The 22,737-nt window shown below is 62.8% G+C and carries 22 protein-coding genes, 1 tRNA gene and 1 pseudogene; 14 read left to right on the plus strand and 10 right to left on the minus strand.

The window, feature by feature from the left end:
- Positions 1 to 197: 197 nt before the first annotated feature.
- The 9 genes from QCE49_RS02685 (at position 198) to QCE49_RS02725 (ending at position 8,970) form a co-directional block, all read left to right on the plus strand.
- Positions 198 to 653: a peptidylprolyl isomerase gene (locus QCE49_RS02685; RefSeq protein WP_008351167.1), complete on the plus strand. Its 456-nt coding sequence runs from the start codon at positions 198 to 200 to the stop codon at positions 651 to 653.
- A 2-nt stretch (positions 654 to 655) separates the two neighbouring features.
- Positions 656 to 1,618 (plus strand): 4-hydroxy-3-methylbut-2-enyl diphosphate reductase, encoded by a 963-nt coding sequence (gene ispH, locus QCE49_RS02690; protein WP_008351164.1) that lies wholly within the window; start codon positions 656 to 658, stop codon positions 1,616 to 1,618.
- Between the two features lie 428 nt (positions 1,619 to 2,046).
- The gene (locus tag QCE49_RS02695; RefSeq protein WP_008351162.1) at positions 2,047 to 3,273 is read left to right on the plus strand and encodes a branched-chain amino acid ABC transporter substrate-binding protein; all 1,227 of its coding nucleotides are present in this window, start codon (positions 2,047 to 2,049) and stop codon (positions 3,271 to 3,273) included.
- Positions 3,274 to 3,485: 212 nt separating this feature from the next.
- The gene (locus tag QCE49_RS02700) at positions 3,486 to 4,436 is read left to right on the plus strand and encodes a branched-chain amino acid ABC transporter permease (RefSeq protein ID WP_008351160.1); all 951 of its coding nucleotides are present in this window, start codon (positions 3,486 to 3,488) and stop codon (positions 4,434 to 4,436) included.
- Between the two features lie 24 nt (positions 4,437 to 4,460).
- Positions 4,461 to 5,630, plus strand: a complete 1,170-nt coding sequence (locus QCE49_RS02705; protein ID WP_008351157.1) for an ABC transporter permease subunit — start codon at positions 4,461 to 4,463, stop codon at positions 5,628 to 5,630.
- Positions 5,631 to 5,647: 17 nt separating this feature from the next.
- Complete coding sequence (locus QCE49_RS02710; RefSeq protein WP_008351156.1) at positions 5,648 to 6,424, plus strand: ABC transporter ATP-binding protein; 777 nt, start codon at positions 5,648 to 5,650, stop codon at positions 6,422 to 6,424.
- A gap of 18 nt (positions 6,425 to 6,442) precedes the next feature.
- A complete protein-coding gene (locus QCE49_RS02715; RefSeq protein WP_008351154.1) occupies positions 6,443 to 7,147 on the plus strand; it encodes an ABC transporter ATP-binding protein in 705 nt (234 codons plus the stop codon).
- 159 nt (positions 7,148 to 7,306) lie between these two features.
- Positions 7,307 to 7,978, plus strand: a complete 672-nt coding sequence (locus QCE49_RS02720) for a hypothetical protein (RefSeq protein ID WP_008351152.1) — start codon at positions 7,307 to 7,309, stop codon at positions 7,976 to 7,978.
- A 281-nt stretch (positions 7,979 to 8,259) separates the two neighbouring features.
- Positions 8,260 to 8,970 carry a hypothetical protein gene (locus QCE49_RS02725; protein WP_175982809.1) on the plus strand — a complete coding sequence of 237 codons (711 nt, stop codon included), beginning with the start codon at positions 8,260 to 8,262 and terminating at the stop codon, positions 8,968 to 8,970.
- Between the two features lie 61 nt (positions 8,971 to 9,031).
- On the opposite strand, the gene QCE49_RS02730 is transcribed toward QCE49_RS02725, so the two are convergent.
- The 3 genes from QCE49_RS02730 to QCE49_RS02740 all read right to left on the minus strand — a co-directional run bounded on the left by QCE49_RS02730 (position 9,032) and on the right by QCE49_RS02740 (position 11,942).
- Positions 9,032 to 9,454: a GNAT family acetyltransferase gene (locus QCE49_RS02730; RefSeq protein ID WP_008351148.1), complete on the minus strand. Its 423-nt coding sequence runs from the start codon at positions 9,452 to 9,454 to the stop codon at positions 9,032 to 9,034.
- Entirely contained in the window at positions 9,451 to 10,635 is a 1,185-nt protein-coding gene (locus QCE49_RS02735) for an acetylornithine transaminase (protein WP_244807751.1), read from the minus strand. The genes QCE49_RS02730 and QCE49_RS02735 overlap by 4 nt, the downstream gene beginning before the upstream one ends.
- A 275-nt stretch (positions 10,636 to 10,910) precedes the next feature.
- Positions 10,911 to 11,942, minus strand: coding sequence for a CDP-6-deoxy-delta-3,4-glucoseen reductase (locus QCE49_RS02740; RefSeq protein WP_008351145.1), 1,032 nt, complete (start codon positions 11,940 to 11,942; stop codon positions 10,911 to 10,913).
- An 86-nt stretch (positions 11,943 to 12,028) separates the two neighbouring features.
- On the opposite strand from QCE49_RS02740, the gene QCE49_RS02745 reads away from it, so the two are divergent.
- Positions 12,029 to 13,042 carry an NAD-dependent epimerase/dehydratase family protein gene (locus tag QCE49_RS02745; protein WP_250458209.1) on the plus strand — a complete coding sequence of 338 codons (1,014 nt, stop codon included), beginning with the start codon at positions 12,029 to 12,031 and terminating at the stop codon, positions 13,040 to 13,042.
- On the opposite strand, the gene QCE49_RS02750 is transcribed toward QCE49_RS02745, so the two are convergent.
- The 4 genes and pseudogenes from QCE49_RS02750 to QCE49_RS02765 form a co-directional block, all read right to left on the minus strand.
- Entirely contained in the window at positions 13,039 to 13,215 is a 177-nt protein-coding gene (locus tag QCE49_RS02750) for a hypothetical protein (RefSeq protein WP_008351142.1), read from the minus strand. The two genes, QCE49_RS02745 and QCE49_RS02750, sit on opposite strands and share 4 nt — an antisense overlap.
- 122 nt (positions 13,216 to 13,337) lie before the next feature.
- Positions 13,338 to 14,051, minus strand: coding sequence for a pseudouridine synthase (locus QCE49_RS02755; RefSeq protein WP_008351140.1), 714 nt, complete (start codon positions 14,049 to 14,051; stop codon positions 13,338 to 13,340).
- Between the two features lie 185 nt (positions 14,052 to 14,236).
- Positions 14,237 to 15,333 (minus strand): annotated as a pseudogene (locus tag QCE49_RS02760) (TIGR03118 family protein).
- A 108-nt stretch (positions 15,334 to 15,441) separates the two neighbouring features.
- Complete coding sequence (locus tag QCE49_RS02765; protein ID WP_250458210.1) at positions 15,442 to 16,959, minus strand: hypothetical protein; 1,518 nt, start codon at positions 16,957 to 16,959, stop codon at positions 15,442 to 15,444.
- A 270-nt stretch (positions 16,960 to 17,229) separates the two neighbouring features.
- Here QCE49_RS02765 and QCE49_RS02770 point away from each other — a divergent pair, with 270 nt between their 5' ends.
- Positions 17,230 to 17,658 (plus strand): hypothetical protein, encoded by a 429-nt coding sequence (locus QCE49_RS02770; RefSeq protein WP_250458211.1) that lies wholly within the window; start codon positions 17,230 to 17,232, stop codon positions 17,656 to 17,658.
- Positions 17,631 to 17,852, plus strand: coding sequence for a hypothetical protein (locus tag QCE49_RS02775; protein ID WP_152563226.1), 222 nt, complete (start codon positions 17,631 to 17,633; stop codon positions 17,850 to 17,852). Before QCE49_RS02770 ends, QCE49_RS02775 begins: the two co-directional genes overlap by 28 nt.
- 63 nt (positions 17,853 to 17,915) lie before the next feature.
- Here QCE49_RS02775 and QCE49_RS02780 read toward each other — a convergent pair.
- The 3 genes from QCE49_RS02780 to QCE49_RS02790 form a co-directional block, all read right to left on the minus strand.
- Positions 17,916 to 18,000 (minus strand) — tRNA-Leu (locus tag QCE49_RS02780).
- A 115-nt stretch (positions 18,001 to 18,115) separates the two neighbouring features.
- A complete protein-coding gene (locus tag QCE49_RS02785; protein ID WP_008351129.1) occupies positions 18,116 to 19,276 on the minus strand; it encodes an ABC transporter substrate-binding protein in 1,161 nt (386 codons plus the stop codon).
- 52 nt (positions 19,277 to 19,328) lie between these two features.
- Complete coding sequence (locus tag QCE49_RS02790) at positions 19,329 to 20,270, minus strand: CysB family HTH-type transcriptional regulator (protein WP_008351128.1); 942 nt, start codon at positions 20,268 to 20,270, stop codon at positions 19,329 to 19,331.
- A gap of 239 nt (positions 20,271 to 20,509) precedes the next feature.
- Here QCE49_RS02790 and QCE49_RS02795 point away from each other — a divergent pair, with 239 nt between their 5' ends.
- Complete coding sequence (locus QCE49_RS02795; RefSeq protein ID WP_034472944.1) at positions 20,510 to 22,186, plus strand: nitrite/sulfite reductase; 1,677 nt, start codon at positions 20,510 to 20,512, stop codon at positions 22,184 to 22,186.
- A gap of 10 nt (positions 22,187 to 22,196) precedes the next feature.
- A complete protein-coding gene (locus QCE49_RS02800) occupies positions 22,197 to 22,736 on the plus strand; it encodes a DUF934 domain-containing protein (RefSeq protein WP_250458212.1) in 540 nt (179 codons plus the stop codon).
- Position 22,737: the final 1 nt, after the last annotated feature.

Raw genomic sequence — 22,737 nt, forward strand, 5'->3', positions numbered from 1 at the left:
CTCCCGGACCGCGTGTCGTGCGGGCAAGCGCACACGGGACTGAGCCGCGTGACGCGTGCTGCCACAACTCTGTCTTACAATAGCGGTTTTGGCGTCCGGTTCGCACGGGCGCCGTGCGGTTCGCTGCCACGCGCCGAAGAGCCGCCCCATGCGGGGCCTGCGCCCTGCCTTCAAACGAACGGCCACATCCAATACTCATGAGCATCATCGATATCTCCGAGGTGAAACCCGGTTCGCACGTCACGCTTCATTACCGGCTCGCGCTTGCCGATGGTGCTGACATCGTCAATACGTTCGCCGACAAGCCCGCGACGCTTCTGCTAGGCGCAGGGCAACTCGCCGAACCGTTGGAAGAGATTTTGCTGGGACTGAAGGTCGGCCACCATTCGACCTTTCAGCTAACGCCGGATCAGGCGTTCGGGCCGCGCAATCCGGAACTGGTCCAGTGGGTGTCGCTCGCGACGCTGCGCGAAAACAGCATGATCGGCGAGGATTTTTCTCCCGGCGATCTCGTCGAATTCAACGCGCCGAACGGCGGACGCTACGCCGGCGTGCTGAAGGAAGTCGGCGAAACGGCGGCACTGTTCGATTTCAATCACCCGCTCGCGGGCCAGGCGCTCGTCTTCGAAGTGAAAATCATCGGGATTCTGTAACCATGATTGAAAGCCTCAACGAAGTTCAGACCGACGTCGAAATCCTGCTCGCGCAGCCGCGCGGGTTTTGCGCGGGCGTCGATCGCGCGATCGAGATCGTCGAGCGCGCGATCAAATTGTTCGGCGCGCCCATCTACGTGCGCCACGAGATCGTGCATAACGCATATGTCGTCGCCGATCTGCGCAAGAAGGGCGCGATTTTCATCGAAGAGCTGTCCGACGTGCCCGAAGGCGCGACACTGATCTTCAGCGCGCACGGCGTCTCGAAAGCGGTGCGCAGCGAAGCGGAGGCGCGCGGCCTGCGCGTGTTCGACGCAACGTGCCCGCTCGTGACCAAGGTGCATATCGAAGTCGCGAAGATGCGTCAGGAAGGCTTCGACATCGTGATGATCGGCCACAAGGGTCATCCGGAAGTCGAAGGCACGATGGGCCAGTCGGGCGAGGGCATGCATCTCGTCGAGGATATCGACGACGTCCTGAAGCTCGATCTGCCCGATCCGCAGCGCATCGCGTACGTGACGCAGACGACGCTTTCGGTCGACGATGCCTCCGCGATCATCGACGCGCTCAAGAGCAAGTATCCCGAGATCAAGGAGCCGAAGAAGCAGGACATCTGCTACGCGACGCAAAATCGCCAGGACGCGGTGAAATTTCTCGCGCCGCAGTGCGACGTCGTGATCGTCGTCGGCAGCCCGAACAGCTCGAATTCGAGCCGTCTTCGCGAAGTCGCTGAGAAGCGCGGCATCCCTTCTTATATGGTCGATTCGCCGACGCAGATCGATCCGCGGTGGGTGGAAGGCAAGAAGCGCATCGGCGTGACGGCGGGCGCATCGGCGCCGGAAGTGCTGGCTCAGGCCGTGATCGCGCGTCTGCGTGAACTCGGCGTGCGCAACGTGCGCTCGCTCGAAGGCATCGAAGAGACGATCTCGTTTCCGCTGCCGCGCGGACTGTCGCTGCCGCAGTAACTAGCGGCCTTCCTCTAAAAAAGCGCCTGCGGGCGCTTTTTTTTCGCGCTTGAAACCCATCGGGCGCCATCGAAACGGAACCCTCACGCGAGAGATGACACCAAGCGTAAGCACCGATATGGGGCGCGCGCCGCGACGAGCAATTTCGCCGAAAGCCTTCAGGGTTTCCCCGTAAATCGGATAAGCAAACGTAACCGTCGGAACCGATCGATTAAACCTGTTCCCGTTGTGGTGCAACTGCTGCACAAATGCGGATCGCAACCCGGTTGCGCTCTAGCCGGAAAATCGCTCGAAAATGCTGGTTGCAATGCTGGAAAACCCCGCCACGCAAGAATATTGCTCGTCTCATATTTAGCGTTACAATGCGCGCGTCTTGAGGCCAGAAGGGTTCACGACGACAGTTTTTAGAGGCGCAGGAGACCTATTTGATGCGATTCAAGTTTGCTCACGCCGTGTCCATCGCGGCTGCGGTTGCAATGGCAACCGCATGCGGCAAGAAGGATGAAGGCGGGGCGAGCACAGCGGCATCGGCAGCGAGTTCCGCCGCCGTGCCCGTTGCGTCCGCGCCGGCGCCAGCGCCCGCGAGCGAAGCAACTGTCGTGAAGATCGGTCATGTGGCGCCCCTCACGGGCCTGCAGGCTCACCTCGGCAAGGACAACGAAAACGGCGCGCGTCTCGCACTGGAGGAGATCAGCGCGCAAGGCTTGACCATCGACGGGCGTTCCATCCGCCTCGAGCTCGACGCCCAGGACGATGCAGCCGATCCGCGCGTCGGCACCGAAGCCGCGCAGAAGCTCGTCGATGACCACGTGGTTGCGGTGATCGGCCACATGAATTCGGGCGTGTCGATTCCGGCGTCGAAGATCTACAGCGATGCGGGCATCGCGCAGATTTCGCCGTCGACGACGAATCCCGAGTACACGAAGCAGGGCTACAAGACGACGTTTCGCGTCGTCGCGACCGATGCGTTGCAGGGCCCGGTCCTCGCCGGCTACGCGATGAAGACGCTGCACGCGAAGAAGATCGTCGTGGTCGACGACGCGAGTGCCTACGGCCGCGGCCTCGCCGACGAATTCACGAAGAGCGCGCAGGCCGGCGGCGTGAAGATCGCCGCGCGCGAAGCAACGACCGAGAAGGCGCGCAACTTCAAAGCGATTCTCACGAAGATCAAGCGCATCCAGCCGGACGTCGTGATGTACGGCGGCATGGACGTGACGGGCGGCCCGTTCGCCAAGGAAGCGGCGGCGCTCGGCATCAAGGCGAAGATTCTGGCGGGCGACGGCGTCTGCACCGACAAGGTGGCCGAGCTCGCGGGCGACGCGGTGCAGAACATCGTCTGCTCGGAGGCGGGGCTCGCGCTTTCGAAGATGGACAAGGGAGCCGACTTCGAGAAGAAGTACGAAGCGCGCTTTCACACGCCGGTGCAGATTTACGCGCCGTTCACGTATGACGCGATGTACGTGATCGTCGATGCAATGAAGCGTGCGAACTCCATCGAAGCGCCCAAGGTGCTCGCTGCGATTGCCACGACCGACTACAACGGTCTGACGGGGCATATCGCATTCGACGACAAGGGCGATCTGAAGGCGGGGACCATCACGCTGTACGACTTCAAGGACAAGAAGAAGGACGTACTCGACGTCGTCAAGCAGTAGGCAGTCTGGCGGCGCCAGCTATCCGGCGGCGCTGTTTTCGTATCCGTCCGTGAACCGCTCGCAGCCTCATCCGGCCGCGGGCGGACGATCGGCGCTCAACCCTTACCGGTTTTTTAAAAGTACGCGCAGTGCCGCTTCAGATTTCACTTCACACCGGTTTATCGGCCGGTGATAAAGGCGTTATCGAATCGCACGGGGCTAAGGAGCTTTAAATGGATATTTTCATCCAGCAGATCCTCAACGGTCTGGTGCTTGGCAGCGTCTACGCCATCATCGCGTTGGGTTACACGATGGTGTACGGCATTCTCGGCATCATCAACTTCGCGCACGGCGACGTGCTGATGGTCGGCGCGATGGTCGCGCTCTCCGCCATCGGCGTCATGCAGAATCACGCGCCCGGCTTGCCCGGGCCGATCATGCTGACGATCGCGCTCGTTATCGCCGCGATCGTCTGCGCGATCGTCGGTTACACCATCGAACGCGTCGCGTACCGGCCGCTGCGCAAGGCGCCGCGTCTCGCGCCGCTGATTACCGCGATCGGCGTCTCGATCCTCTTGCAGACCATCGCGATGATGATCTGGGGCCGCAATCCGCTCGCCTTCCCGCAGCTTCTGCCGACCGATCCGATCAACGTGATCGCCGCCGACGAAACCCGTCCGGGCGCGGTGATCTCGATGACCGAAATCGTCATCATCGTCGTCGCGTTCCTCGTGATGGGCGGCCTGCTGCTCCTCGTGCACAAGACCAAGCTCGGCCGCGCGATGCGCGCGATCGCCGAGAACCCGGGCGTCGCGTCGCTGATGGGCGTGAACCCGAACTTCGTGATTTCCGCGACCTTCATGATCGGCTCGGCGCTGGCTGCGTTGGCGGGCGTGATGATCGCGTCGGAATACGGCAACGCGCACTTCTACATGGGCTTCATTCCCGGCCTGAAGGCGTTCACGGCGGCGGTGCTGGGGGGCATCGGCAACCTGGGCGGCGCGATGGTGGGCGGCGTGCTGCTCGGTCTCATCGAACAGTTGGGCGCCGGTTACATCGGCAATCTGACGGGCGGGGTCTTCGGTTCCAACTACCAGGACGTCTTCGCCTTCGTCGTGCTGATCATCGTGCTCGTGTTCCGTCCGTCGGGTCTGCTCGGCGAACGTGTCGCGGACCGCGCTTAAAGAACGTGTGAGGAGCTCAAAAAAATGACTTCGATTCAACCGATTGAGCCGTCCACGACGCTCATCCCCGAGAAGAACATGACGAAGACGCTCGTCATCGGCATTCTCACCGCTGTGTTCGTGATTGCCGCGCCGATGGTCATCGGCGCAGCGGGCGGCAACTACTGGGTCCGCGTGCTCGACTTCGCGATGCTCTACGTCATGCTCGCGTTGGGTCTCAACGTCGTGGTCGGCTTCGCCGGCCTGCTCGACCTGGGCTACATCGCGTTCTACGCGGTCGGCGCTTACACGGCGGCGTTGCTGTCGTCGCCGCAACTGTCGACGCAATTCGAGTGGATCGCGGCGCTCGCGCCGAACGGATTGCATGTGCCGTTCCTCATCATCGTGCCGATCGCGATGGCGCTCGCCGCGACCTTCGGCGTGCTGCTCGGCGCACCGACGCTGCGTCTGCGCGGCGACTACCTCGCGATCGTGACATTGGGCTTCGGGGAAATCGTCCGGATCTTCATGAACAACCTCGATCGTCCGGTCAACATCACGAACGGTCCGAAGGGCATCACGGGTATCGATCCGGTGCACGTCGGCGGCTACAGCCTCGCGCAGACGCACGAGTTCTTCGGCTTCAAATTCCCGTCGGTGTACCTGTACTACTACCTGTTCGTGCTGTGCGCGCTGTTCGTGATCTGGGTGTGTACGCGCCTTCAGCATTCGCGTATCGGCCGCGCGTGGGCCGCTATCCGCGAAGACGAAATCGCCGCGAAGGCGATGGGCATCAACACCCGCAACGTGAAGCTGCTCGCATTCGCGATGGGCGCGTCGTTCGGCGGTCTGTCGGGCGCGATGTTCGGTGCGTTCCAGGGCTTCGTGTCGCCGGAATCGTTCACGTTCTGGGAGTCGATCGTCGTGCTGGCGTGCGTGGTGCTGGGCGGCATGGGCCATATTCCGGGCGTGATTCTCGGCGCGGTGCTGCTCGCCGTGTTCCCCGAATTCCTGCGCACGACAATGGGTCCGCTGCAGAACGCCATCTTCGGTCATCAGCTTGTCGATACCGAAGTCATCCGCCAGTTGCTGTACGGTCTGGCGATGGTGCTGATCATGCTGTATCGCTCGGAAGGCCTGTGGCCCGCCGCGAAACACGAAGACAAGATCGCGAAGATCGCGAAGCGCAACGGCAAGAAGCCGGTGCGTGCTTAAAGGCGGGGGATTGAAAGATGAGCGATAAGCAAACACGACTTTCCGTCACGGGCGTCAACAAGCGTTTCGGCGGCTTGCAGGCGTTGTCCGACGTACGCCTCGAAATCAAGGAAGGCGAAATCTACGGTCTGATCGGCCCGAACGGCGCAGGCAAGACGACGTTCTTCAACGTGATCACGGGTCTCTACACGCCGGATTCGGGCGAGTTCAAGCTCGACGGCCAGGCGTACACCCCGACGGCGGTTTATCAGGTGGCGAAGGCGGGCATCGCGCGCACGTTCCAGAACATTCGTCTTTTCGGCGGCATGACGGCGCTGGAGAACGTGATGGTCGGACGTCACGTTCGCACGAAGCACGGTCTGGTCGGCGCGGTGTTCCAGACGCCCGCCGAACGCCGCGAAGAGCGCGAGATCAAGGAGCGCGCGCTCGAACTGCTGGAATACGTCGGCGTGCTGCAATACGCGGATTACACGTCGCGCAATCTGTCGTACGGGCATCAGCGCCGTCTGGAGATCGCGCGCGCGTTGGCGACCGATCCGAAGCTGCTCGCGCTCGACGAACCCGCCGCCGGCATGAACGCGACGGAGAAGGTCGAGCTCACGCGTCTGCTCGACAAGATCCGCGCGGACGGCAAGACGATTCTTCTGATCGAACACGACGTGAAACTCGTGATGGGATTGTGCAACCGCATGACGGTGCTCGATTACGGCAAGGTGATCGCCGAAGGTCTGCCGCAGGACGTGCAGAAGGACCCGAAGGTGATCGAGGCATATCTGGGTGCGGGGGTGCACTAAATGGCGACCACAAGCGCAATGTTGAAGGTCAAGGGTCTGCAGGTGAATTACGGCGGCATCCAGGCGGTGAAGGGTGTCGATCTCGAAGTCGGGCAGGGCGAACTGGTTACGCTGATCGGCGCGAACGGCGCGGGCAAGACGACGACGATGAAGGCCATCACCGGCCTCAAGCCGTACTCGGGCGGCGATATCGAGTACATGGGCCAGTCGATCAAGGGCGTGCCGACGCACGAACTGCTCAAGCGCGGCCTCGCGATGGTGCCGGAAGGCCGCGGCATCTTCGCGCGCATGTCGATTCTCGAGAACATGCAGATGGGCGCGTATCTGCGCAACGATTCGGACGGCATTCAGAAGGACACGGAGCGCATGTTCGGCTTCTTTCCGCGTCTGAAGGAACGTGCGTCGCAGTACGCGGGCACGCTGTCGGGTGGCGAACAGCAGATGCTCGCGATGGCCCGCGCGCTGCTGTCGCGCCCGAAGCTCTTGCTGCTCGACGAACCGTCGATGGGTCTCTCGCCGATCATGGTCGAGAAGATCTTCGAAGTCGTGCGGGAAATCTCGAAGGAAGGGCTGACGGTGCTGCTCGTGGAGCAGAACGCGCGTCTCGCGTTGCAGGCGGCGAATCGCGGTTACGTGATGGATTCAGGCACGGTGACGATGTCCGGCGACGCGAAGGTCATGCTCGATGATCCGAAGGTCAGGGCGGCGTATTTGGGTGAGTGAAGACTTAACCGTCCGATGCTCGAAAGGGAGCCGACTGTCGCGAGACAGTCGGCTTTTTTCTTTTCCGGGATTACGGGTGCTTCGCCAAATCGTTCTCGCTTTCTTGTCATCTGTCGCATTACCCGCTTTCTCAGATTCTTCCCACTATCGAAGCTCAGGATGCCGATCAAGAATCGGGGATTTTGCGCGATGTTCACCTCCAGTCTCAGCCAGCTGCCGAAGCGCGGCCACCTCCTCATCGCAGCCACGATGGCACTGACGGGCTGCGGATTGTTTCCGCAGCCCAGTCATAACGTGACCGTCGCGGCGCCGGAATACGATAGCGCGGTCTCTGCGCGTATCAGACTTCTCTCCGGCAACGGAACGCGCACTGCCTCGTACCTTCCCAATCACGCCTGTTATGGCGGTTCCGTCGAGGGAGCTGAATGGGTGGCCGGTGACGACGGTTTTTTTGCCAATTGGAAATATTCGTCGCGGAGCGAGGTTATCGGCATGCCGCCGAGCCCGCGCGAGTTCATGCGAGTCGACGGCCTGGAGTTCAAGGATTCCATCAGAGAGTATGTGGTGGCGGGCGGCCAGCCGATTGTCCTGAGCATGGGAACGAGCGGCAGTGCGGGTAACGCCCATTGGTGGTGTACTCCACCGCGTGTGACTTTCAGTCCGGTTGCGGGCCGTGACTACGATGCGTTTCTCGAGATGAGGGGCAGGCAGTGCTGGATATCCGTTCGTCTTATCGACGGCCATGACATGGATGAACCCGTCGCTGTGACACGCGCTGCCAAATGTGCCGACGCGAGAGTTGACACGGATTCGAATTCAACTTCGCAATGATCGCGAGCCTTGCATCGCCTTTCGCTCGGCCATTCACATTCGAACCTCTCAGATCAGATAAGAATATATGCAACGCTTGAAAATCATACGTTGGCTCTTGGCTGCCTTCGCTTTCCTCTCGATAGCGACGGCGACAGGACAGACTCAACCGATCGCACCCGTATCCGCCGAGACGAGAGACTTGGCGGACTTCAACTCGCGGCTTGCATCATCAGGTATCGACCCGGATTCGCCGCAGGGCGCGATGCTGCGCCAATACTTTTCGAAGCTATGGCGAGGTGGTGCAACGCGGTCTTCCCGCTAAGGGCAGCCAGATTCTTCCCTACAAGCGACTGATCATCGAAGCAGATTGGGTCGATTCACGCTCACCACTGAAGCGTGTGCCCTTCACGTCAACTCTTGTGAACCGTCACGACAATGGTGTCGTTTCGGAGCAAAGCGTCACGACCGCTGGAGATAGTGCGGTTACATGGGCCTATTTCCGGACCTACTACCGAATGGCGGACCTGCGTTCGCAGGAACTGTGGGGCGATAGCCAGATCGGCATGGCGAACCTCAAGGATAGCACTGCGATCCGCGCGACCCCACAGACCCTGGTCAAAGGGGCGGAATTTGATATGTCCGTTCCTCAGCCTTCCCGAAAGGGCGAAAAGCGCATGCAGTGCCGGGTCGGAAACACAAAACCGGCGTTCGACGTGTTTGCTTCGCTCACCGGCTCCGCAGTCGAAACCCACTGCTCAGTAGCGACGCAGAGCGGATTCGTCGTGGAGTACGACGGCGTTTGGCTCACTGATTACAACGTAGACCTGACGCTGAAATACAGGGAAGAAAGCGGCACAACGGACGTGGTCTTTCGCAACATTTCGATCGAACCCAATCCGTCGTTCAAGGTGCGCGGCTCGTCGGTAGAAGATGCGGCGCGCAATCCGCAAAGAAAGCAAAGACGCGCAGCGGCCGTCGACGAGATGCCTCAAATCTGCTTTTCTTGTTGAACCTGGTCGACATCTGAGAAAGATAGCGGCCTTGTCGAAGCGTTCAGCCTGAGTTCGCGCGTCAAAGCCGCTTCCCCAAACTCACCACTTCATCCATCCGATACCCGAGCCTTTCATAGAACCCGCGCAGCTCCGTCTTGAACGACAAAATCTGCAGATTCACCTTCGGGCAGCCGAGCTTCGTCAACGCCGCTTCCGCGTGCTTCATCAACGCACTGCCGTATCCGCGGCCGCGCAGCGCAGGCGTGACAGCAAGCGAATACACCCAGCCGCGATGCCCGTCGTAACCGGTCATCACCGTGCCGATCACTTCGCCATCCATCGAGCCGACGAAGAACAGCTCCGGTTGCGCGCGCATCTTGTTCTCGATCGACAGCGCCGGATCGCGCTGCGGCCGCGATGCGTCCGCGTACTCCGGAAACACATCGCGCCACAGGGCGATCACGGCGTCGCGATCGCCTGCATCGAAAGTGCGGATGATCACAGCGAATCGAGCACCGAACGCAGCATCGTCATCATCTGGTCGATCTCGTCCTTCGTCACGTTGAGCGCGGGCATGAAGCGCAGCAAATTCGGGCGCGCCGCGTTGAGGAGGAGGCCGTCGGGCTGCATCAGACGCGCCTTCTCGACGATTTGCGGACCCTTGTCGCTGTCGAGCAGCAACGCGCGCAGCAAACCTTCGCCGCGCTCGCCCTTGAAGCCGCGCTCGTCCGACAGCTTCAGCAGTTCCTGCTTCAGATACTCGCCGCGCTCGCGCACGCCTTCGAGAAAGCCCGGCGCGACGAGTTGCGAAATCACCGAGTAGCCGACCGCCGTCATCAGCGGATTGCCGTTGTAGGTGCCGCCCTGATCGCCCGCATCGAAGCACGCGACGTCCGCCTTCGACAGGAGCGCCGCGAGCGGCACGCCGCCGCCGATGCCCTTGCCGAGCGTCATGATGTCCGGCTCGACGCCCGACAGCTCGTACGCGAACAGCGTTCCCGCGCGGCCGCATCCGCTTTGCACTTCATCGACGATGAGCAGGATGTTGTGCTTCTTCGTCAATTCGCGCAGTTGCTGCATGAATGCGCGCGTCGCGGGAATCACGCCGCCTTCGCCCTGAATCGGCTCGAGCATCACGCCCACGGTCTTCTCGTTGATGAGCTTCTCGACCGACGCGATATCGTTCAGATCGGCCTTCGGAAAGCCCGGCACTTGCGGCGCGTAGATCGTGTCCCAGCCGGCCTTGCCGCTCGCGGACATCGTCGCGATCGTGCGGCCGTGGAAGCTGTGGTCGAACGTGATGATCTCGTACGCGCCGTTCTTGAACTTCTTGCCCCACTTGCGCGCGAGCTTGATCGCGCCTTCGTTCGCTTCCGCGCCGCTGTTGGCGAAGAACACCTTGTCGAAGCAACTGTTCGCGGTGAGCAGGCCGGCGAGCTGCGCCATCGGCGCGTTGTAGAACGCGGGCGACGGGTTGATCAGCGTGCGCGCCTGCTTTTCCATCGCCTCGATCATGCCTTCGTTGCAGTGGCCGAGCGAGTTCACCGCCCAGCCCTGGATGAAGTCGAGATAGCGCTTGCCCGTGTTGTCGTAGAGCCAGGAACCCTTGCCATGCGTGAACACGATCTCGGGACGGTTCGTGATGTACATCAGCGAATCAACGGGGTACTCATTGAAATTCATGACAGCGGGCTCCACGAAGGCTAGTGCGAGAAAAAGAGGAAAACGATGCGGAAAAAACAAAAGCCACGGATTTCCGTGGCTTCATTTCGTACGCTTCGACAAGACCGAACCGTGAGCGCAGTGCGTGACGAGCCAGCGGCATCCCTAGGGAAGCGGCGAGCGGCGACGTCGAAGTGCGTTCAGCGTTTTGAGCATTCGCGAAGGATACGTTAAGCGGTTGCCGCCTGTAAACCGTGGACGCGGATTTTTTGTCCGCGTGCACGTTGTGTGCAAGCTCACACGGGATGCGCGAGATCTGCCGCGCTCGTGAACGAATCCGCGTAGAACTCGTCCTCCGGCAGCCGATGATGCTGCGTGAAGTCGCGCTGCGCCGATTCCACCATCACGGGCGCGCCGCACGCGTACACCTGATAGCCGCTCAAGTCTGGCAGATCTTCGATGACAGCCCGATGAACGAAGCCCGTGCGGCCCGTCCAGGCGTCGCCGGCGTCGGGTTCGGAGAGCACCGGCACGAACTTGAAATTCGGAACCTCGCGCGCCCACTGTTCGGCGAGCGACATCATGTAGAGATCCTTCTTGCGGCGGCCGCCCCAATAAAGCGTCATCGGGCGATTCAGATTCTTGAAGACCGCATGTTCGATGATCGCCTTGATCGGCGCGAAACCCGTGCCCGAAGCGAGCAGAACGATCGGCTTGTCGGACTCGTCACGCAGGAAGAACGTGCCGAGCGGGCCTTCGAAGCGCAAGATGTCGCGCTCTTTCATCGCGCCGAAGACGTGATCCGTGAACGTGCCGCCCGGCATGTGGCGAATGTGCAGTTCGAGCGGCCCTTCGTGATGCGGCGGGCTCGCCATCGAATAGCTGCGGCGCTTGCCGTCCTTGAGGATGAATTCGATGTACTGGCCCGCGTAATACTGCAGGCGTTCGTTCGCGGGCAGTTGCAGCTTCAGTTCGATGACGTCGTCGGCTTTGCGTTCGAGCGCGTTCACGCGGCACGGCAGCTTTTTCACCTGGACGTCGCCGACGCCCGCGACTTCGCGCACGTCGATGGTCAAATCCGTCTGCGCGGTCGCGCAACAGAAGAGGGCCATGCCGCGCGTCTTTTCGTCGTTCGACAGTGCCGACGACGAATGCGGCGCCTGCTCGACCTCGCCGCTCACGACGGCGCCCTTGCACGAACCGCACGCACCGTTCTTGCAGCCGTACGGCAGGCCGATGCCCTGGCGCAGCGCGGCGGTCAGCACCGGTTCGTCGGGTTCTACTTGAAACTGCCGGCCGCTTTGCCGGAGCGTTACGTTGAAAGCCATAGATCGATTTCTGCGATGTGTGGAGTTGTCTCGTGAGTCTTTTCGGACGCCGCACGCGGGTTTCAGGCGACGGATAAAATGCTCCGATGATCGCCACTCGAAACCTTCGCCGCGCGCGCGTCCTGATCGTCGGATGCGGCGATGTCGGCATGCGCGCGTTGCCGCTTCTGCAGGCGCGCGCCGCCGCGCCCCGCGTCGTCGCGCTCACGCATCATCCCGAACGCGCCGGCGAATTGCGCGCGGCCGGCGCGACGCCCATTTCCGGCGATCTCGATGTGCGCCGCAGCCTCGCAAGGCTCGCCGGCCTCGCACGCGACGTGCTGCATCTCGCGCCGCCTCAGCGCGACGGCGATTCGGACCGCCGCACGCGCGCGCTGATCGCCGCGCTGCGCAGACCGCGCCGCTCGGTGGCGCGCGCCGCCGCAAGCCATTGGCTGCATGCGGATCGCGCCGGAAAAACATCTTTCATTGTACCCGACGGTCTTCGTGCGGCCGCGAAGCGCCGGGACGGGCAGCGCACGCGTTTCGTCTATGCGAGCACGACCGGCGTTTATGGCGATTGCGCCGGCGCGTGGATCGACGAAACGCGGCCTGCGCGGCCTGCGAACGAACGCGCGCGGCGGCGCGTGTCGGCGGAGCGGCAGTTGCGCGCGGCGGGCGTGAAAAGCGGCTGGCGGGTGTCGATCGTGCGGATTCCGGGCATTTACGCGGCCAACCGCCTGCCGATCGCGCGCATCGAAAAGGGCATGCCCGCGCTCGCCGAACCGGACGACGTCTACACGAACCACATTCACGCCGACGATCTCGCGGCCATTCTCGTGCGTGCGCTCGCGCGCGGGCGTGCGCAGCGCGTCGTGAACGCGTCGGACGACACGGATTTGCGCATGGCGGATTACTTCGACCGCGTGGCCGATGCCTACGGCCTGACGCGCGTGCCGCGCATTTCGCGCAGCGAAGCGCAAACGCGCCTGGAGCCGGTCACGCTTTCGTTCATGCGCGAATCGCGGCGGCTCGCCAACACGCGCCTGAAGCGCGAACTGGGCTACGTGCTGCGCCATCCGACGGTCGACGCGTTCCTAAAGCAGAACGCGCGGCGTTAGATCAGCGCCGGAATCGTTTCGAGCAGAACGAAGCACATCAACGCGCCGATCAATGCGCCGATGAGATTCGGCGAATACTTGTGGCGCATGTGCATGACGAAGCCCAGCACCCCGATGAGGACTGCGCACAGCGCGACGAACGCTACCAGCGCAACGGCCGATTGGGAGACCATGATGCCCTCCTGCTTTTTTCGTAATCATTTTGGTATCCGTTAGACCAGTATAAGAGTACGAAACGTGGAAGGCATGCTGCATCGCAGCGTCCGCCGGTGAGGGGATTCACCGATTTGCATGCTCAATGCGAAGTGTTTCGCAACGCGGCGAGATCGGCGTCTTCGAGCCAGCGCCATGCGCCTTCGACGAGCGTGTCGGGCAACGCATAACCGCCGACCCGCTCGCGATGCAGCTTCTCCACGCGGTTGCCCGCGGCCGCGACCATGCGCTTGACCTGATGGTATTTGCCTTCGAGCACGGTGAGTTCGAGCAGCCGTTCGCCGCGTTGTTTGGCGGCGAGCGCGGCGCTCGGTTTCGGCTCGCCGTGCAGCAGCACGCCTTCGCGCAACTTCGCGAGTTGCAGACCGTCGAGCGGATGACGCACGGTCGCGAGATAGACCTTCGGCACCTTGCGCTTGGGCGACGTGAACGCGTGCACGAACGCGCCGTCGTCGGAAAGCAGCAGCAGGCCGGTCGTGTCCTGGTCGAGCCGGCCGACGGCCTGCACGCCGCGCTCGGCGAGTTGCGGCGGCAGCAGATGAAACACGCTCAGATGATGCTGCGGATCGCGCGAGCATTCGTAGCCCGCGGGCTTGTTGAGCGCGATGTACGCCTTCTCGCGATACGTCCAGAGATGATCGTCGACTTCGAATTCGAGACCGGGCGTGACGGGGAGATGGGCGTGCGGATCGTCGCGCACGATGCCCGCGATGCGCAGGCGGCCTTCGGCCACGATGCCGCGGCACTGGCGGCGCGACCCGAAGCCTTGGGAGAAGAGGAGGGTTTCGAGGTCCATCGGATGAGCGGAGTTGAAGCGCGCATTCTAGCAAGCCGCGCTTTCGGTCCGCGCGCGCCGGCGCGCTTCGCATCGCCAAAAAAAGCGCCGCCCAAACCGCGGGCGGCGCCGAGCGTGGCGATGCGCTTTCGGACGGCCATGCGTCCGCGGCCAGCGTCATCGCCCAGGGAATCGTCGCGTGCTCGTCATTGCATGTCGATGCGGCCATACACGCCGTTGGCTTCGTCGTTCGGCCCGGCGGCGAAAAACAGCGTGTTCGACGGCTGCGCGTTCAGGTTGTTGCCGAACGCGATGCCCCACAGACCGTGCTGCACGAGCGGCGCGCCGCCGGTATCCGTGAGCGCGCCGACGAACGCGCCGGTATTCGGATCGAACGCGTTGATGGTGCCGTCGCCGAAATTGCCGATGAGGATATCGTTGCTGAACGTGCCGAAGTTTCCGGGCGCCTGCGCGATGCCCCACGGAGCGTTGAGCGGCCCGTTCGCCGCGAAGCGCTGCGTCAGATTGCCGTCGATGTCGAACACGTCGACGAAGCCCAGGCCCGCGCCCGGCACGTCGTCCTCGGCGTCGCCGTCCTGCTTCGCGTAGGTGACGAGTATCTTCGAGCCGATCGTCTGAATGCCGAAGGGCGCGAAACCCGCCGGAATCTGCGCGTCCCTGAAGCCGCCGGGCACGGCGATCTTCGTGAACGTGCCGTCGAAGACGTCGACCTTGTTGTTATGGAATCGGTCGCGTAAAGGCGATGCGCGCCCGTCGACGTCGTGGCGATCGCGAGTCCCTTGTAGATCGCGCCCGACGCGCTCGAATCGACGGCGGTGAACGCGTGCGTCATGTTGACGGCGGGCGCCCACGCGGTGATCGAGCCGCCTTCTCCCGCGAAGACGAACGCGGCGACGCCCGACTTGCCGTTGCGCGAGAGCGTGAGATCCGGTCCCTTGTTGAAGACGATTCCGGTCGGTTTGGCGGGCCCGGACGCGCTCGGGGGGATCGATACGACCAGCGACTGAACGACGCCGTTGCCGTCGTAGAGCGTGGCCGTCTGCGTGCCGTTGTCGGCGACCCAAACGAAGCCGTTCGGGTTGAACGCCACGCCCCAGCCGTTCTTCAGATTCGGGTCGGTGTGAGGCGCGGACACGGCGCCATCGGAGACGACGATCGACATCTTGAAACGTGTCGCCGTCGGCATGTTGTCGTCCGAGCCGCCGCCGCACGAGGCGATGCCCGCGAGCGAGACGACCGCGGCGGCGCAAACCACCAGACGGCGCAACAATCCGGTTTGCATGATGGTGACTCCTTCGGCGCGGTTCGCCGGCAGCTCGTTCGTCACCTTTAAACGGATGTGCGTTGCGGCTTATTCCGTTTGCATCATGCTGAATGGCGCGTCAGTACATCAATGCGCGTCGCCGCGTCCCTTCGATACGGCCGGCACGCCCAGGCCGAAGAGCGTGAAGCGCGAATCGTCGTCATCCGGTATCCCCGAATGATGGGCGTGCGCGTTCCAACGGCCGTCGTAGGTCATCGTCGGGACGACCGGCTTCGGGATGCCGCTCGCCTGGCGGAAGTACTCGGTGTTGCTCTCGTTCTGCACAGCGAGCGCGCGGCGCAGCGTCGCCTGCGCCTGGCCGTTGCGCGGGTCGAGCGCGACCGCGCGGCGTGCGTTGCGCAACGCGCACGCCGCTTCCATGTTGGCGGCGCAGGCGCGCGCGTTCGCTATCGCGCCGTCGCGCGCACGTTCCTGACGCGACAATTCGGCCGCGAGCTGCTGGATTTCCGGACTGCGCGGCTCGCTCGCCGAGAGGCCGCGCATGTGACGGCGCGCCGCCGCGAGGTCGCGCCCGGCGAGCGCTTGCTGAACCGCCGCGATGCTCCGCGCGACGGCTGCGGGAAGCGGCTCCGGCGCAGGCTGAACGGCGGGCGTGGCGGGCGTGGGCGGTTTGTCGATCGAGGCGACCGTCGCGGTGCTGCGCGGCTGTTCGGATTGTCGGGCGACGGGCGCGGTATTTCGAGGCTGCTCGATCGCGCGGGCGACGGGCGCGGGCGCTTGCGTCACCGGTTTCGGCGGCACCGGCGCCGCTGCGGCGATCGTCGCGACCACGCGCGGTTCAGGCTTCTGCAGCGATGCGACGACCGGTGTCGTCGGCTTGGTCGGCGGCGCGACGGCAGCGACCGATGCGGCTGTCGCTGCGGCTGCGTTCGTCGTGGGAACGGGCGTCGCGGGCTTCGCAGTTGCGATCATGGCTGGCGACGCGTTGCTCGCCGGAGCCGCGTTCGCCGCAACGTGCGGCGTCGTCGGCAACATGCTCGATGCCGTGACGCGCGGCGCGACAGACGCGGTTTCCGCTATCGGCGCGGGCTTCTTCGCGATCGTCGTTGTCGTCGTCGCTGACGGGACAGGCTGCGCACTCGGCGTATCCGCTTTGGAGCGCGCCAACGATGCGTGCCGCGCGGCATCGGCCTTGGACGCGCCGGAGGCGCCGTCGCGAATCGATCCCGCCGCGCTGATACCGGGCTCCGCGCTCGGCGACGGCGCGTTGTCGTCCAGACGCGCATAAAAGTATCCGCCGACCGCGATGCTGGCGATCACCCCGCCGACCAGCATCGCCATGCCGGTGCGGGCGGGCTTGCGCTGATCCTGCGCATCGGGCTCGACGAAGTTCGGATAGGACGTCAGCATCCTGCGGCGCACGAGGCGCTGCAGCCAGTGGCTATCGTCCCAGTCGAGAATGTCGAGCGGCGCGGGCACCGGCGCCGCGGCGGCCGCGGCGGCTTCGGCCGCGCGGCTCGTGAAAATCGCGCCCTGACGATCGGCGCCGCACGCGGGGCAGGTGTCTTCCGAGGCAGGGGAAACGGTGTTGCAGCGCTTGCAGATGACGGAGTCGAGAGACAGCGAGTGATCAGGTCGATTCATGTCGTACCTTTCTTCGAGTTATGGCTCGGCGCGTCGCGCGAGCGGGTCACGACATCGAGAGGGTCCTAAGCAACCCGAAATGCGGGCGCTGCGCGTGCGAGCATCCCCGCGATGCTCCGCGCGCCGGGGTTCCGAATGCCGATGGAGGCCATTTTTTGCTGACGCGGCAGTGCGCGTCTACGCGAGAGCGCACATAGCCGGACGGACGACGTACGCGCGCTCGCGTCATCGGCGAAATTGCGTGTCATCACGCACATAAGGACGATGACAATGCAATCGAAGGGCTTCGACGCGACGGCGCGGCAACTGATCGTCGGACTGCCGCTATTCATGGGCGCGATCGAATACATCTGGAGGGTGGCGCTGAAGCAGCCGGGCAGGGATGACTTCTTTCCGATTTCGCTCGTCGCGTCGAGCGTCAGTCTGAATCTTGCGTTGACGGTGCTGCCGGGTGAGCTTCGCCGCGGCGCCTATTCTCGATGGTTCTCCGAGCGACGAATCGCTGAGGCGTTTCTTGTCGCGAATCTGGGAATTTTCGCCTCTCTAATCGGGATGCTTCTCTGGATATACTTGCTCGTCGCTTCGTTCAGTGAGGAAGTTCGGGCGATTCTGCCTATGCATCCTCTTCGGGATGCTCTGGTCTACTATGTATTTTCGATCGCGGTGAATGAATGGAAGGCGTGGGTGGAAAAATGTTGAACTTCGTGCTGGGTTTCTTTCGAGAGTATTGGCCTGTCGTGTTGGCTTACGCGATCGCCAGGTTCGTCGTTCCGCCCGTCGTGGGCTGGATTTATCGGAAGACTGCGGGCGATGAGCCGCGCGTCGAAGTCGGGCGCGGTTCAGGCAACGTTCAAACGCAGATTGCCGCGAAACCCGGCGAGATGCCGAAATGACGCCGAAGCCGTGCCCCAAACGCAAAAAAGCCGCTCACAACGGAGCGGCTTTTTCAACAATCCTGGTGCCCAGGGCCGGAATCGAACCGGCACGCCTTGCGGCGGGGGATTTTGAGTCCCCTGCGTCTACCAATTTCACCACCTGGGCCTGAATCGACTCGTAGCGGAACAGAGCGAACCAACGAGCCAATCGAGTCGGCGATTATGACCGAAAACGCCGTCGCCGGCAAGCATCGACAGCAGCGTTTTCAGAACAAAGGACATTACTGCGCGAGATACGTAAATGCGCCGTTCTTGATGACGCCCATTACGCTCGCGCGCTGATCCAGACCGACGTGATCCGTCGCGCTCGTATTGACGACGCCGTTCGGCACGACCAGTTCGTGCGCATGCTCGAGTTCCGAGCGCAGCGCCACGCGAAACTCCTTCGTGCCCGGCTTGGCCGTCTTCAGCGCGCGCGCCACGGCGTCCTGAAGACGCGGATACACGCCCGCCGCATCGCCCGCGAACTGCGTCACGGTGCCCTTGCCGTACTTCTCCTCATACGCATTCGCGAACGCCAGCGCAGCCTTCTTCGACGGATGATCCGCCGGCAGCGTCCGCGCGACGACGACCGGCTGCGTCGGGAACAGGGTGCCCTCGACGTCCTTGCCGCCGAGCTTGATGAACTCGGGCGTCGCGATGCCGTGCGTCTGATAGATCGCGCCCTTGTAGCCGCGCTCGACGAGCGTGCGCTGCGGCAACACCGTCGGCGTGCCCGCGCCCGCGATCAGCACCGCGTCGGGCTTCGCTGCCATCAGCTTGAGAATCTGGCCGGTGACGCTCGCATCGGTGCGATTGAAACGCTCGCTCGCGACAATCTTGATATGCCGAAGATCGGCGAACTTGGTGAACTCGTTGAGCCAGCTATCGCCGTAGCTGTCCGCGAAGCCGATGAAACCCACCGTCTTCACGCCGTGATTGGCCATGTAGCGCGTCATGACGTCGGCCATCGCGCGATCGGTCTGCGCCATCTTGAACGCCCACACTTTCTTGCCTTCCTGCGGCTCCACGACCGATGCCGAGCCGATCAGCGTGATCATCGGCGTTTCGGATTCGGCGACGGGATCGAGCGCGGCGAGCGCCGCCGGCGTGATGTTCGGCCCGACGATCACATCGACGTGATCTTCGCTGATGAGCTTGCGGATGTTGCGCACGGCCGCGCCCGGATCCGAGCCGTCGTCGAGGATGATGTACTCCGCGCTCTGCCCGGCGATGGTTTTCGGCCACATGAGCATCGCGTTCTTGCTGGTGATGCCGATGGCGGCGGCCGGACCGGTGCTCGACAGATCGATGCCGACCTTCAACTGGGCGTGCGCGGCGGCGGCAACTACGGACAAGGCGACGCCGGCAGCGAGCCGGCGCGTGAACTTCGACAACGTCATCGGATGGTCTCCAAATGGGCAGGATTTTCTAGGCGGCGGGCGCCGCCGATATTCAAAGCTCGTAACTCTCGTGCTCGCCGGACAGCGCCTGTTCGATCAGCTTGCGATTCAGCGACGGCGACAGCAGTTCGACGAGCGTATACACATAGCTGCGCAGGTACGCGCCCTGTTTGAGCGCGAGCCGCGTGACGTTCGTGCCGAAGAGATGTCCGACCGGCATCGCGCGCAAATGCCGATCGCGCTCCGGATTGAACGCGATATCCGCCAGAATTCCGACGCCGAGCCCCAGTTCGACGTAAGTCTTGATGACGTCGGCATCGATGGCTTCGAGCACGATGTCCGGTGTCAGATTGCGCAGCGCGAACGCCTGATTGATCTTCGTGCGCCCGGCGAACGACGCCTCGTAAGTGATGATCGGGAATTGCGCGAGATCGTCGAGCGTCAGCGTCTTGCGCTCCAACAGCGGATGATCCGGCAGCATGACGGCCAGATGCTGCCACTGGAAGCAGGGCAGCGACACCAGTTCCTTATAGTTGGCGATCGCTTCCGTCGCGATGGCGATATCGGCCTGATCGTGGATGACCATTTCGGCGACTTGCGTCGGACTGCCTTGCAGAATCGAAAGGTGGACCTTCGGGAAGCGCTTCTTGAATTCTGCGATGGCGGACGGCAGCGAATAACGCGCCTGCGTATGCGTGGCGGCGATGACGAGATTGCCCTGATCCTGCGCGGCGTAATCCTTACCGACGCGCTTCAGGCTTTCCACTTCCTGCAAGATTTTCTCGACCGACGCGAGAATGATGCGCCCCGGCTCGGTGAGCGACCTCACGCGTTTCCCGTGCCGCGTGAAGATTTCGACGCCCAACTCGTCTTCCAATTCGATGATCGCTTTCGAGACGCCCGGCTGCGACGTATACAGCGCCTTGGCGGCTTCCGTCAGGTTGAAGTTCTGCCGGACGGCCTCGCGCACGAAGCGAAACTGATGCAGATTCATTTATAGCCTTTGTTTATTACTACCGGGCATATCAAAGTAATTTTTCAGTCGTTTGCAATATATAGCAGGTTCTTTACTATCAGTCCAATTTTTCCAATATCCATATCTCCATCTGTCATAAGCAAATGAGCGTTCAGTCTGAACGGCTCGGGCAATAGCGACTCAATGGATATTCGATGGACGAGACGCGCCGCGTAACCTAGGACGCTGCGCTTTACACAAGAACTTGGGGCCCCCGAATGTACCAATACGATCAGATCGACCAACGCATCGTCGACGAACGTGTCGCGCAGTACGCCGACCAGGTCCGCCGACGTTTGTCGGGCGAATTGAGCGAAGAAGAATTCCGTCCGCTGCGTTTGCAGAACGGCCTGTACATGCAGCGCCACGCGTACATGCACCGCATCGCGATCCCGTACGGCAACCTGCGCAGCGACCAGCTCCGCATGCTGGCCACCATCGCGCGCGAGCACGACCGCGGCTACGGTCACTTCTCGACGCGGACCAACATCCAGTTCAACTGGGTCGAGCTCGAAGAGACGCCGGAAATCCTGCGCAAGCTCGCGTCGGTGCAAATGCACGCGATCCAGACGTCGGGCAACTGCATCCGCAACATCACCGCCGATCAGTTCGCGGGCGTCGCGCCCGACGAGCAGGTCGATCCGCGTCCGTGGGCGGAAGTTCTGCGTCAATGGTCGACGTTCCATCCGGAATTCGCGTGGCTGCCGCGCAAGTTCAAGATCGCGGTGAACGGCTCGGCGGAAGACCGCGCGGCCGTGCAAGTCCACGATCTCGGCGTGTATCTGAAGAAGAACGCGCAAGGCGAAGTCGTGATGGACATTCTCGCGGGCGGCGGCCTCGGCCGCACGCCGATCGTCGGCGCGATCATCAAGCGCGATCTGCCGTGGCAACACTTGCTTACTTATTGCGAAGCCGTGCTGCGCGTGTACAACCGCTACGGCCGTCGCGACAACATGTACAAGGCGCGTATCAAGATTCTCGTTAAGGCGCTGTCGCCGGAGAAGTTCAGCAAGCAGGTCGAGGAAGAGTGGCAACACTTGAAGGACGGCCCGTCGACGCTCACGCAGGAAGAAGTCGATCGCGTGTCGAAGTTCTTCGCGCCGCCCGTCTACGAGAAGCTCGCGGACACCGACGCTTCCTATGAAAAGCATCTGATCGACAGCAAGCCGTTCGCGCGCTGGGTCGAGCGCAACGTGCGTCCGCACAAGGTGCCGGGCTACGCCGCCGTGACGCTCTCGCTCAAGCAGCGCCACATCGCGCCGGGCGACGCCACCGATCAGCAGATGGACGACGTCGCCGCGCTCGCCGATGAATTCTCGTTCGGCGAAATCCGCGTGTCGCACGAGCAGAACCTGATTCTCGCGAACGTGAAGAAGCGCGATCTGCACACGGTGTGGGAACGCGCGAAGGCGCTCGGTTTCGCGACGGCGAACATCGGCCTGTTGACGGACATCATCGCGTGCCCGGGCGGCGATTTCTGCTCGCTCGCGAATGCCAAGTCGATCCCGATCGCGCTCGCCATTCAGGACCGTTTCAACGATCTCGACTACGTGCACGACCTCGGCGACCTTTCGCTGAACATCTCGGGCTGCATCAACGCGTGCGGTCATCACCACGTCGGCAATATCGGCATTCTGGGCGTCGATAAGGACGGCTCGGAGTGGTATCAGGTGACGCTCGGCGGCGAGCAAAGCTCGGGCGCGACCGGCGCGCATCTCGGCAAGGTGATCGGCCCGTCGTTCTCGGCCGAAGAGATGCCCGACGTGATCGCGCAAGTGATCGACACTTTCGTCGATAACCGCATCGAAGGCGAGCGCTTCATCGAGACGTTCGGCCGCATCGGCATGGCGCCGTTCAAGGAGCGCGTGTACGCATCGCGCCAGGCTCACGCTTAAGGATCTGCAAATGACGTTGATTATCAAGAACCGCGCGGTCGTCGAAGACAGTTTCACCGTTGTGCGCGCCGCCGAAGACGGTACGTTGCCCGCCGTCGATGCGCTGCCGACCGGCAAGATCATCGTGCCGTTTGCGCTGTGGAAAGAGCACAAGCCGGCGATCGTCGCGTCGCGCGCGAAAGAAGACATCGGCGTGTGGCTCGCGCCGGACGACGAACCCGCCGACATCGTCGCGGATTTCGCGCAGATTTCCGTGATCGCCGTCGATTTCCCGGTGTTCCGCGATGGCCGCGGCTTTTCCATCGGCCGCTTGCTGCGCGAGCGCTATCAGTGGACGGGCGAACTGCGCGCAATCGGCGACGTGCTGCGCGATCAGGTTGCATTCCACGCGCGCTGCGGCTTCGATGCGTTCGCCGTGCGCGCGGACAAGGACATCAACGACGCGCTCAACGCGTTCACCGAGTTCACGAATCTGTATCAGGGCGCGACCGACAATCCGGAACCGCTGTTCCGTCGTCGCGCGGCGCTCGTCGCAGCGCTCGGAGCCTGAT

Source organism: Caballeronia sp. LZ008, from assembly GCF_031451435.1.
GTDB classification, from domain to species: Bacteria; Pseudomonadota; Gammaproteobacteria; order Burkholderiales; family Burkholderiaceae; genus Caballeronia; species Caballeronia zhejiangensis.